We start from the raw sequence: 11,496 nt of genomic DNA on the forward strand, positions 1-11,496 counted from the left end.
GCACAAGACAGTAAAGGCGTCAGGATTAACAATCAAGGTTGGATTCCTAGAGGTTGAGTCGATACGCCGAGGTAGTTGACCACATCGTCGAGCCCGTCCAGCCGTTGCCGACCTCGACGGGCCAGTAGCTCATGGGTCAGAGTGTGTGCCAGCGGGATGTGACCAACGAATTCCGGTGCCAGCGCGCAAGCGTCGCGCAGGGTGCCAACGGCTCCCGCATCGTCTTGGCTGTGGATCTGGGCTTGGGCAACGTTGATGAGCCTGCGACTTTGGAGGGTGGGCGGGATTCCGGGGCCGCCGCTCCTGACAGTAGCCGCGAGTTTCAGAGCCTCACGCGGCCGACTGGCCCCTATCTCGTTGATAACACCAAAACTAGCGGCTGAGGTGCGACCGAACACGTTGGACACCTCGGGCCTATCGGCATAGGCGTCTTCCAGCTGAGTTCCCGCTGCGTCGCATAGACGGAGGTACCTCTGCGCTTCGCGGTAGTCCCCTGATCGCGAGGCCGCGAAGGCGGCATAGCAGAGAAGTTCTCCCCAGAGGGCGACATGGCGAGGTGTAGCTGTGGACAAACGGGGCTCGATTTCGGCAGCCGCTCGTTCGGCATGGGCGACCGCGTCGTCGTACATGTTGTTCTTAGCGAGCAGCCATGACTGGGATCCTTTGATCGCAGCGCGAGTCAGGTTATCTCCGCTCTCAGCCGCGAACTGATCCGCGCGGAGAAGCGCCAGGGATGCCAAGTCCGTCTGACCTGCATAGCCCAGGAGGTTAGAGGTGGCATGAAGCAACTGGGCAAGCGAAACATTTGCCTGGCACCGCGACTCGCCCCCCGTGTCCTCGATTGCGTTGTACGCGCTTGCCAGGACGCCAGGGAGTATCCGCTGCATTTCGCTGAGCCGGGCCGAGAAGAATAAGTCCCAGACGTGGGGAACAGCAGCCGTGAACTCCGCCTCGGTGCCAAATGGGGTGCTACACCCACCATCCATCCGCAAGTGTGGACCGTCGTCACCAGCACCGCCAGATTCATCCGTGACAGGAGACAGTCCGTTTGTTCGCACGGCAGGTCAGATACGGTCGCCCCAGATCCACTGAAAGGCGACAGTACCATCGTGCTCTCGCCCGAGAGGATTGTCGAAAGCAGTACCTGATGTGGCACGTTCGACCAGGATCTGCGACTACTCATTCCATCCCATTTCCGCAGCACCTGTGAGGTATGCACCAGATTGAGACAGAACCTAGTGCCTCGACGGGCATCTCGGGCATCGAGCGATACCGTGAGACCAGCCCGCACAGCGACCAGCCTATCGTCGATCGGCTCGAAGCTTGTAACGCTGGAGTTTGCCGCTCGGAGTCTTCGGTAGGTCATCCACAAAGTGGATCCTGCGGGGATAGGCATGTGCGGCGAACTGTTGTTTGACTCGTTGCTGGAGTTCTGCGACGAGCTCCGGCGACCCGTGCCCGCCGGCTCGCAGAACGACGTACGCCTCCAGCACCTCGCCGCGGAGCTCGTCCGGCGCGGCGACGACCGCGGCCTCCGTGACGGCCTCGTGAGTAACCAAGGCATTCTCCACATCAGCGGGGCCGATACGGTAGCCCGCCATGATGATCACATCGTCGTCGCGAGCAGAGAAGAACACACGCCCGCTCTCGTCCTGCTTGGCGGTGTCGCCCGTGAAGTACCAGCGGCCATCTGCGCTGTATCGCTCGGCGGTCTTGTCGGGGGCGTTCTTGTATCCGTGGAACCACATCAGGGGGCTGGTCGTGTCGAGGGCGAGACGACCTATGGCGCCGATCGGCGCAACGACGTCCGCGTCGTCGGCAAGTACCGCGCACGACCATCCGGGAAGTGCTCGGCCCATAGACCCAGCCAGGATGGGCTCGCGAATTTCCGCGCGCCACGCATTCGCGATCACCATGCTGAGCTCGGTCTGGCCGTAGTGGTCGCGGACCTCGACGCCGAGCGCCTGACGCGACCAGTCGACAACTGTCGCGGGCAGCGGCTCGCCTGCTGAGGACGCGCAGCGCAGCCGAACAGGAGTGCTGGGCTCGGCCCGCATCGCGCGGTAGATGGTCGGCGCGGCCGCAAAGTTGGTGACCTCCAACTGGTCGAGGACTCGCCAAGTGAGCTCCGCCGAGAAGCCGGCGTGCAGCAGGATGCTGGTCCGCCCCATCGCGAGCGGAGCGAGAACGGCCAAGTAGAGTCCGTAGGCCCAACCGGGGTCAGCTGCGTTCCAATACACGTCGGACGCCCGCACGTCCAACCCATCGATCAGATAGCGCTGCATCGACGCGAGAGCACGGACGGGAACCGGCACACCCTTCGGTGCGCCGGTCGTGCCGCTGGTGTACAACAGCACCAGCGTGCCGTCGGCGCCGACGCTCACAGTCTCCGGTTCGTCGTCTTCGCCGATCGCGATCGCGGCGAGCAAATCCTCGAACGCATACCAATTCGTCCGGGCAGGTGAACGGCCACCGACTTGCACCACGCTCAGCCCGGTGCTCGCCGCGAGCTTGTCAGCCTGATCGGCATCGGCCACAACGAATTTCGCGTCGGCGCCGCCGAGTCGCGTCGCGACAGCAGACCCGGCGAAGGCCGTGAACAGCGGAACGTGTACGGCTCCGAGTCTCCAGATCGCGAGGAGTACGACCGGCAGTTCCGCCGACTTGCTCATGAGGACGCCGACCGCTTCTCCGCGGCGCACTCCGAGGCGAGCCAAGGCGGTCGCGAATCGCCTGGACCGCTCGGAAAGCTGGCCGTAGGTGAGCTCGCTGATCCGGCAGTCGGGCTCGACGATGCGGAACGCAATGGCGTCACCCGGATGCCGGTCGCACAGCAGGTCGGCAGCACATGCGTCGGCTGCGCCGTACTCCGCGAGAGTATCGGCGATTTCCTGATCGATCGAGATCATGTGAGTTCGTCTTTCTGAGAGTCGATCTGTTCGTGAACGACGAGATTTCTGGCTGTCCGAGGCCGACCTACGTGTCACTGTGCAGGCGGATGAAGGATGCTGCCTCATCGAGAGCCTGACGAGCCTCGGGGATGGGGAAGTTGGGCCAGACGTGCACCATGCCTGGATAGTGCCGGTGATCGACCGATGGATTGACGGCCTTCAACCGGTGTGCGTCGGAGTCCAGGATTTCGCGGTCTCCACTGAATAGCAGGATCGGAGGCAAGTCGTCATGTGATGCGAACAATGCGCTGACCCGCGGGTCTTGCGGAGGGAAGCCTTTGAGCCACCGCGCCCCGACTTCGTCGAACAAACCCAGGGACAGCATGGGATCGCGACGGGCCAGGGCCTTCTGACCGGGGTCCTCGCCGGTGAGGTCGAGCGCAGGCGAAAAAAGGAGGAGCGCCTTCGGCTGTGGCAGTCCCGCATCGCGTAGCGCCTGGGCGAGCAGCAGGGTCAGCGAGGCGCCCGCGGAGTCACCGAAGACGATGATGTTCTCCGCACCGTGGGCTTCGGCGAGGGCGAGATAGTGCCGCTGGATCGCGGTGGTGGTCTCCTGCCAGTCCGCTTCGGGGCCGAGCGGATAGATCGGTGCCACCACCTCGACGTCGACGCGTTCGAGCAGGCCGATCGGGATGTTCCATTGGATCGTCTGCAGATCCATGATGAAGGCACCGCCGTGCAGGTAGAGCAGACGTAGCGGTGTTTCCGGGGCGCCCTTACGCCTGGCATGGAACGTACGCAGTCCCGCTTCGATACCCTCCCGAAAGTCTAGTTTCGCCAGGCTCCGACGCGACGGCCGCTTCGGTCCCGCCGCACGATCTCGTTCGATCATCCTGGCGAAGAACGCCGGGTCGCCCAGGTCCATCGGCGCCAGCCTTATCGCGCAATAGAGTGCCATGCCCGGCAACTGTCGCAATCGGCGTGAAATCACTCGAGACAACGTCGATGTTGTCCTCATCAGGCACTCCTCGTCCTTCTGTACAGGCCCACTGTCGAACCACTGCCTACAGCTACTTCCGGCCGCATTATTCGTCGATGGCCATTCCGCCGCGACACGGCCGTCTCGTGGGCGAGCAGAATTCTTCCGCTTGTTCGAACATCAGCTCATTTATTGCGATTGCATCTGCCCTCGAAAGCTTCGAGACAACACCATGCGGCCATTCCTCACGTCCAGCCCGGAAGGATGCCGTGGAGAATTCTCGATGTCGATCAGAACGTTCCCTCGGATAGTAGGAAGGCCACATTCAGGTTGTCAATTCCGCACGGCGAGCGCGCGAACGGCGGAAAGATCGTCCCATTCTTGCCACGTTTGGCGGGTGTTGTCGGACACGTCGGAATGCGAGAATAGAAAATTCGTTTGTATCGCCCGGAACATCGACCGATATCGGCCTCGACCGAATTCGACCGCGAACTCGAATCCCGCGCGTATCATCAGCAGCCCGCGCGTATCATCAGCAGATAGAACACGACGCACGATTGACATGGCATGTGCTCGATCACATACGCACGGAGGAACCTACTCGTGGGAAAGCTGTCCCCGGATGTCGGCGAACCCCTCGAAGTCGTCCGGTACTTCGATGCTCTCATCTCCAGCCGGGTCGGACTCGATGTGCTGCTGCGCGGTGCGGCTGTCCTCGCCGGGACCGTGGCGGGCGCGACGTGCAACGGGCGGATCTCGCGGTTCACCCCGACCGGCCGGAGTGTTCTCAGCGACAATGCGGGGCCGCGACGGCCGGAGCGGTCGATCGAGGGTGGGAGTGTGTGGCTCGAGCGCGACGACGCCACCCACGCCAACGATGAGATGATCATCGAGCGGGTCGCATTCGCGGTCGGGCTCCTCGGTGCGTGGAGCGACCGGGCCGCCGGGCTCGCCCTCATCATCGATCAGGCACGTTCGGTCGACGAACGAGCACCCGGGCTCGCCCGGCTTCACATCGATCCGAACACTCGGATCAGGCTCATCGCCACCGACGTGGGTGTCGCGCCGTCGGGCATCTCGACAGCCGTTCCCACTCGATACGGAATCCTCCAAGCGAGTCTGGACATGAGAGGACGGGTCGACCCTCCCGGACCCGCCGGCTTGGGGACGTGGGTACGTGCCGACCACGCTCCGGAATCGTGGGATGGAGCGGTCATCGCCTACAGACTCACCAACTCCTCGACGCCCGTCGTCGACGCCACCGATCTCGGGGCGATGATCGTCCTGGCCCATGCCCACAACCCAACTTCGCCACACGAAGACGCGACAGCGCTCGCACACCTCGATTCCCGCTCTGCCGAGGTACTGCGGGTGCTCTGCGACTTGCCCAGCCTCCGCAGTGCCGCAGTCGAACTCGGCATGCACCATTCGACGCTGCAGGCCAAGCATGAGGGTTTGACGCAACTCCTCGGCTACGACGTGCGCACGACCGCCGGGCGCATGCGCTACATCGCCGCGGAGTTCCTTCGCCGTCTGGGCGACTACTGAATTCGCTTCCGCTCGGGGTTTACCGCGAGTCGCGGGCAGATCGGCCACCTATATCTTGACTCGCCACAGAAGCCGGCTTCACTGGACTGTCGAATGCTATGAGGACGCCAACCGTCCACGCCCTTCACGCACAGGCCGAGCCGTTGTGCCCGGGCACAACAGATACGCACCGGACTTCGACCGGGAAACCTATCAGCGGCGCAATGTCATCGAACGTGCAGCACGAATACGTCGCGGAATGGGTGCATCTGATCAGCACGGTGCATCCGGACTGGGATACGGCCAGCGCTCGCATCCGGGTTCAAGCGGCACAGACGATGATGAACGACATCGCGCTCATGTCACCGTTGCGCGCACGCGCCGGTGCCGATACGGCACTGCTCACCATCGGCGACTCCTGGCGATCGGCGACTCGAACTGAGCGCCGCGGGTGCCTCGGTGCGTCAGTCATCCGAATGCAGCGGCACCCTCGACAGTCCGTCCCAGCACAACGCGACCGTGATCTCGACCGCCGCTCGCTTCGTGATCGGCCGACCCGAGTCCAGCCATTCGCGCGCGGCCATCTGACTGGCACCGACCAGACCGACCGCCAGTAGGCGCGCTCGGTGCGGATCGAGCCCGGAATCGTCGATGACGGCATCGGAAATGCATCCCACGCACTCGGCGATCGCGTTTCTGACCCGCCATTCGACCGATGGTTCGTTGCTGACGCCCGATTCGAAAATCAGCCGAAGGCCGGCCGGGTCCTCGTCGGCGAAGTCGAAGATGGCCTGCACCGCGGCGTGTACCCGCTGGTGATTGTCGCCCGAGGCCAACGCATGCCGCACGCCGCGTACCAGCGCGTCGATATGCGATTGCAAGACCGTCAAGTAGAGCTCGAGTTTCCCCGAAAACAGTTCGTACAGCATGGGTTTGGTGAATCCGGCCCGCACCGAGACCTCATCCATGCTGGTGCCGTGATAGCCGCGATTACCGAAGACTTCGCTCGCGGCGAGGATGACATGTCGCCTGCGGGCTTCGCGACGGAGCATTGTCGGCGTGGCGTTCACGTTGTGGCCGTCAGACGTTCGCGGCAGAATTCGCGCAGCGCTGACAGTAAGGCCAACTGGAACAGATCGAGATGACGAGTGCCGCCCTCGACCCGCCACTCACCGCACTCACAATCGTAGGGCGACGCGCCTTGCACGACTACGCGCGAGAGGGATTCGATATAGATCATCGCGCCATGAGATGTTCGATCAGCTGGATCAGGACCTGCTTGGCTGAATCCCGATCGCGGACATCGCAGAGCACAACGGCGACCTCACTCGAAATGTCGAGTGCTTCGCAGATTTCGAAATCGCTGTACACATCGGCGCCATCGAAACAGTTGACCGCGATGATGAACGGGATACCACGTGACTCGAAGTAGTCGATCGCCCCGAAGGAGTCTTCGAGACGTCGGGTATCGGCCAGCACGATCGCACCCAGCGCACCGACCGACAATTCCTTCCACATGAACCAGAACCGGTCCTGCCCTGGTGTTCCGAACAGGTAGAGCACCAGGTGTTGACTCAGCGTGACCCGGCCGAAATCCAAGGCCACCGTGGTCGTGGTCTTGGTTTCCACGCCGGTCAGATCGTCGACAACGGCACCGAGGGCAGACAGCCGCTCCTCGGTACGTAGTGGAGTGATCTCGCTGATCGTTGTGACGAATGTTGTTTTGCCGACACCGAATCCGCCCGCGATCAGGATCTTGACAGCATCGAGCAAGCTGAGTTCGGATCGGGCGACGACATCAGATTCTGCGAATACCATCGAGCACCGCCTGGAGAAGTTTCGGGTCCGGTCCACTCGATGGCGGAGCCGGTGATCGGAAGATGACATGCCCGGATTGGATCAGGTCGCTGACCAGTACCTTTACCGCCGCGAGCAGCAGGTCCAGGTGAGCCGCCAGCTCCGCGATGGACAGCGGTCTGCCGCGAGACAGCCGAACGATCTCGGCATACTCCCGGTCGAGGCCGGTCAAGTCGCTCTCGGATCGCACCGCGACGACCAGCGTGAGAATGTCGAGCGTGTGCAGATCCCGACCAGCTCTGCCACGGGTCACGGCAAACGGCCGAACCAGTGCGCCCGGGTCGTCCGCGAACTCCCAGTCTCGGCCACCGCGCTCGTTCACGATGTCGGGTGTACGCGCATGGTGTGTGACGGGATGCGTGGCGCGGCGCTCAATTGATCACGGACCTGCCCGACGATGACGTTCATTTCATAGGCGATCAGACCGAGATCGGCCTCGATCGCGGCGAGCAGAGCAAGACACGCACCGTGTCCGGCCTCGGTCACCAGGAGATAGCCCGCGGCGAGTTCGACGACGGTCTGCCGGGGCGCGCCCTTGTCGAAGCGACTGCCTACGCCACGAGCCAGGCTGTGCAGCGCGGAAGCCATCGCAGCCAGGTGCTCGCCATCCTCACGACTGAGGGTGTGCGAGCGGGCGAGCGGCAGGCCGTCGGCGGAAAGGACCAAGGCGTGCTCGGAACCCGGCGTGCGGTCGACCAAGCCGTCGAGGATCCAATCCAGCGTGTTGTTGCCCTGGATTGTCACGTCGTTGTTCATTATTCTGGACCATCCGTTACTGATCGGTTGGAGGTGGCGCGGAGTTGCGTGCTTGGAACGTGCCGTGTTGGAAAGACGACATCGCGCGGCGGATCTCGTCGGCGGGGCGTCGGCTTTCTACCGAAGGCACTTCGGCCGCACTGGGTGGCTCGTCCTCCAGCTGAAGTTGTGGTGCGAGGTGGGTTTGTTTCCGCCGCTTGGGCAGCGGGGCACGCAGATGCGCGCCATTGTTTGCCCTGTGCACGGTCGGTGCCGGCCATTCGATCGCCACCGAATCCGACTGCGCAGTGTCGGCACCGACGAGCTCCTCGTACGCCTCCCCCGGCCACGGAGGCAGCTGCGCAACATCGTGGCCGCGCGATACTGCCTCCGATGCGTGGTGCGCGCGAGTCCGCGGCATCAGAATCGGCTCTTCAGAGTGGTTTTCGGGCTCGACCGCCAGCAGATCGGTCGGAATCAAGATGATCGCTTTGACACCGCCATAGGCCGAGTCCTGCAAACTGACGGTAATGGCATGGCGCTTCGCCAGTCGGCTGACCACGAAGAGTCCGAGATGACGCTGTCCAGCCAGCGCCATCTGCTGGAAGTCTGGTGGCTCACTGAGGAGTTCGTTGAGCCGTTCGCGCTCGGCGAATCTGATTCCGAGGCCCTGATCCTCGACCTCGACGACCACACCGCGGCCCACTCGGTTCCCGTGCACAGAGACCAGAGACTGGGGCGGGGAAAAGAAGGTGGCGTTGTCGATCAGCTCTGCGAGCAGATGGATGAGGTCGGCGACCACGCCCCCGAGTACGTGCGCCTCCGGGAGGCGAATCGCGCTCACCCGGGTGAGATCGTTGGTCTCCGATACCGCACTGCGCACGACCTGTTCGAGCGCGACGGGTTGCCGCCATCGCCGCCCCGGCTGTTCGCCGCCGAGGATGAGCAGGTTTTCGGCGTTGCGCCGTGCCCGGGTCGCCAGATGGTCGAGCTGGAAGAGCAATTCGAGGTGCTCCGAATCCTGCTGTTTCGACTCGGCGACGTCGAGCACATCCAATTGACGGCGAACAAGAACCTGGCTTCGATGTGCGATGTCCAGGAAGACCTTGTTGAACCCGTCCCGCGTCCGCGCCTCTGCCGCGGCAGCGACCATCGCTGTCCGCTGCGCGGCTCCGAATGCCATGGCTACCTGACCTATTTCGTCGTGCCCGGTGTCGAGCATCGTCGTCTCGGCCTCGACATCGACTTCCTCGCCATCGTGGAGCCGCTGCACGATCGATGGCAACGTCTCATTGGCCAACTCCAGACTTCGCGAACGCAGCGAACGCAACCGGCGGATCAGGCCATTGGCCATCCGCATCGCCAAGGCGAAGGCACCGATCGCGACCACTGCGATACCGATGCCCGCGGCAATCGGTCGGTTCATCGTCCGATCGGCGGCTTCCGCGGCCTGCGCGTTGGCGAAATACACGTGATCCCTGAACAGGCCGATCAGTTCGGTGTCCACCACCCGCTCGGCTGCTTGCCACTCGGCGTAAGGGACCTCGATTGTGCCGCGCTCGGCGAGCAGGTCCTCGGATCCCGTCGCAGTTCTCCATTCGGGGCTGTCGGCGAGCCGGGCCAGTCGCTGCCGACCGTCGGCGGTGAGCCGTCCGGTGAGACCTTCGAGCTGGTGTCGATACCCGCCGACGAGCTGTGCGACGACACGGCGTTCCTCGGCAGAGAGCGATTCCCCACGTACTGTGCCTGCGGCAGCGAGGGCAAACGCGCGGGAATGCAGTTCCGCCATCTGGATCAGATCCGCCGCGGTGATCTCCTCCGCGGCGGTCAATGGATCCGGTACGGCCCTCGCCAGCCCTTCGAGGCCGGTGGCGAGGATGCCGGTGAGTCGCCGGTAGAAATCGTCGACTGAGCGAGAATCGGTGTGTCCGAGATCCACAGCCTGTCTGATACTCGATGTGCTCGCGGCTAGTTCGGCGATGTCCGGGGTGGAGCTGTCCACCCCGACCGGCGCCAGTCGCTGCAATTCCGGCGCCCGCCGGCCGATCTCCGCGAGCGCGGCATCTGTCCTGGTTCGCTGCGCCGTCAATCCGGCCGCCGACATCGAGTCGCCGTTCAGCGCAGCGAGGCTCAGTGATCGCTCGCCCTGGACCGCGACCGCGAACGCGACGAACGGATCGACCGCATCATTGAGCAGTTTCGACCACTGGGAAGCCGCTCGCGCGTCTTCGACGAGAACGGCGACCGTGATCGTCCCAGTGAAAAGTAGTGCCGCACAAGGAATGAGCGCGATCGCCAACACTCGTGTCCGTATTCCGGAACCGTGCCGCCGGACCCACGACCGCCGCACTCCCTGCCCTGTCGCGGTCGGAAGTTCTACCGGGAAGCGCACGCCGTGGCCCTACCTTCAGAGGCGGTGTTCATGACGCGCGCCCACCCGCAACGACCGGTGGTTCCCCCTGAGGGCCGAACCATAGTGCGCTCCTGTCTCATTCGTAGTGGTCGTCCCTCGGTGGTCAGTCCGTGCGGATGAGGATCTTCGCGCCGATACCGTTGCGCAGCTTGTGGAGAGCGTCGACGATGCCGGTCAGCGGGATCTCCTCCACCCAGCCGGTGGTGTCGTAGAGGCCGTCGGCCATACCGGCGATAACCGCGTCGAATTCCTCCGGCTCATAGCCGACCGCTCCCACCATCTCGCCCTCCCCCATCGAGAGCAAGGTGGGATGGAATTGCATCGGGTGCTCGTGCAGCGCGGCGACGACAACGCGGCCACCGGCGACGAGGCTCATCAAGGCCGAGGTGATCGCAGCACCGGCTCCCGCCGCATCCACCGCGACATCCACGCCGGCACCATCGGTGAACTCGCTGATCACGGCGGCGAGGTCCTCGTTCACCGGATCCACGACCGTGGCACCCAGCGCGGCGACGATCGCCCGACGATCCGCGCTCGGCTCGGAAATGAGCACCTTCTCCACACCCAGCGCTTTGAACGCGAACCACGTACCGATACCGATCGGCCCCGCGCCGGCGATGAGTGCCGTACCGCCCGCCTCGACGCCACTGCGGGCGACCGCGTGCCAGCCGACCGCCATCGGCTCGACGAGCGCGCCCATCCGCAGGTCCACATTCTCGGGCAACAGGTGCAACGACGAGGCGTTCACTGTGGTGAACTCCGACAGGCCACCGCCGGGCGCGTTGGCACCGAGCGCGCCCATCATCTTGCAGGAGAAACGCAAACCCTTACGGCACGCAACACACTCACCACAGGAAGCGACCAGCGGGAACACCGCGGCACGGTCGCCGACCTGCACATCCGTCACGCCCTCGCCGACCTCGACGACGGTCCCCGCGAACTCGTGGCCGAGGATCTGGGGCAACTTGGCACCGGTCAGCGGATGCGGCTCGTTCATATCCCACGGAATGGCTTCCGGGAAGAAATAGAAATGGAGGTCGGAGCCACAGATGCCGGCGAACGCGTTACGCAACTTCACCTGACCGGGACCAGGG

The 11,496-nt window shown here is 63.9% G+C and carries 11 protein-coding genes and 1 pseudogene; 1 reads left to right on the forward strand and 11 read right to left on the reverse strand.

What is annotated here, in order from left to right; all coding sequences use genetic code 11:
* Positions 1-32 precede the first annotated feature (32 nt).
* From ACFWF3_RS09115 to ACFWF3_RS09125, 3 genes are all read right to left on the reverse strand, one after another.
* The gene (locus tag ACFWF3_RS09115; protein ID WP_379313172.1) at positions 33-740 is read right to left on the reverse strand and encodes a hypothetical protein; all 708 of its coding nucleotides are present in this window, start codon (positions 738-740) and stop codon (positions 33-35) included.
* A 561-nt stretch (positions 741-1,301) separates the two neighbouring features.
* Positions 1,302-2,909, reverse strand: coding sequence for an AMP-binding protein (locus ACFWF3_RS09120; RefSeq protein ID WP_379313173.1), 1,608 nt, complete (start codon positions 2,907-2,909; stop codon positions 1,302-1,304).
* Between the two features lie 67 nt (positions 2,910-2,976).
* Positions 2,977-3,909, reverse strand: coding sequence for an alpha/beta hydrolase fold domain-containing protein (locus tag ACFWF3_RS09125; RefSeq protein WP_379313174.1), 933 nt, complete (start codon positions 3,907-3,909; stop codon positions 2,977-2,979).
* A gap of 564 nt (positions 3,910-4,473) precedes the next feature.
* On the opposite strand from ACFWF3_RS09125, the gene ACFWF3_RS09130 reads away from it, so the two are divergent.
* Positions 4,474-5,418 carry a hypothetical protein gene (locus ACFWF3_RS09130; RefSeq protein ID WP_379313176.1) on the forward strand — a complete coding sequence of 315 codons (945 nt, stop codon included), beginning with the start codon at positions 4,474-4,476 and terminating at the stop codon, positions 5,416-5,418.
* 443 nt (positions 5,419-5,861) lie between these two features.
* On the opposite strand, the gene ACFWF3_RS09135 is transcribed toward ACFWF3_RS09130, so the two are convergent.
* From ACFWF3_RS09135 to ACFWF3_RS09170, 8 genes and pseudogenes are all read right to left on the reverse strand, one after another.
* Positions 5,862-6,467, reverse strand: coding sequence for a TetR/AcrR family transcriptional regulator (locus ACFWF3_RS09135; protein WP_379313177.1), 606 nt, complete (start codon positions 6,465-6,467; stop codon positions 5,862-5,864).
* On the reverse strand, positions 6,464-6,637 hold the full coding sequence (locus ACFWF3_RS09140) for a hypothetical protein (RefSeq protein ID WP_379313178.1): 174 nt from the start codon (positions 6,635-6,637) through the stop codon (positions 6,464-6,466). Before ACFWF3_RS09140 ends, ACFWF3_RS09135 begins: the two co-directional genes overlap by 4 nt.
* Positions 6,634-7,215: an ATP/GTP-binding protein gene (locus tag ACFWF3_RS09145; protein WP_379313179.1), complete on the reverse strand. Its 582-nt coding sequence runs from the start codon at positions 7,213-7,215 to the stop codon at positions 6,634-6,636. Before ACFWF3_RS09145 ends, ACFWF3_RS09140 begins: the two co-directional genes overlap by 4 nt.
* Positions 7,196-7,576, reverse strand: a complete 381-nt coding sequence (locus ACFWF3_RS09150) for a DUF742 domain-containing protein (protein WP_379313180.1) — start codon at positions 7,574-7,576, stop codon at positions 7,196-7,198. Before ACFWF3_RS09150 ends, ACFWF3_RS09145 begins: the two co-directional genes overlap by 20 nt.
* Positions 7,573-8,010 carry a roadblock/LC7 domain-containing protein gene (locus ACFWF3_RS09155; RefSeq protein WP_378986993.1) on the reverse strand — a complete coding sequence of 146 codons (438 nt, stop codon included), beginning with the start codon at positions 8,008-8,010 and terminating at the stop codon, positions 7,573-7,575. Before ACFWF3_RS09155 ends, ACFWF3_RS09150 begins: the two co-directional genes overlap by 4 nt.
* A 16-nt stretch (positions 8,011-8,026) precedes the next feature.
* Positions 8,027-9,499, reverse strand: coding sequence for a sensor histidine kinase (locus ACFWF3_RS09160; RefSeq protein ID WP_379313183.1), 1,473 nt, complete (start codon positions 9,497-9,499; stop codon positions 8,027-8,029).
* A gap of 66 nt (positions 9,500-9,565) precedes the next feature.
* Positions 9,566-10,093, reverse strand: a pseudogene (locus ACFWF3_RS09165) (nitrate- and nitrite sensing domain-containing protein); the annotation flags it as partial.
* 412 nt (positions 10,094-10,505) lie between these two features.
* Positions 10,506-11,496: alcohol dehydrogenase catalytic domain-containing protein (locus ACFWF3_RS09170; protein ID WP_379313182.1), on the reverse strand; the 991-nt coding region annotated here is incomplete at its 5' end.

Origin of the sequence: Nocardia sp. NPDC060220 (assembly GCF_042727815.1) — a bacterium.
Lineage (GTDB): Bacteria > Actinomycetota > Actinomycetes > Mycobacteriales > Mycobacteriaceae > Nocardia.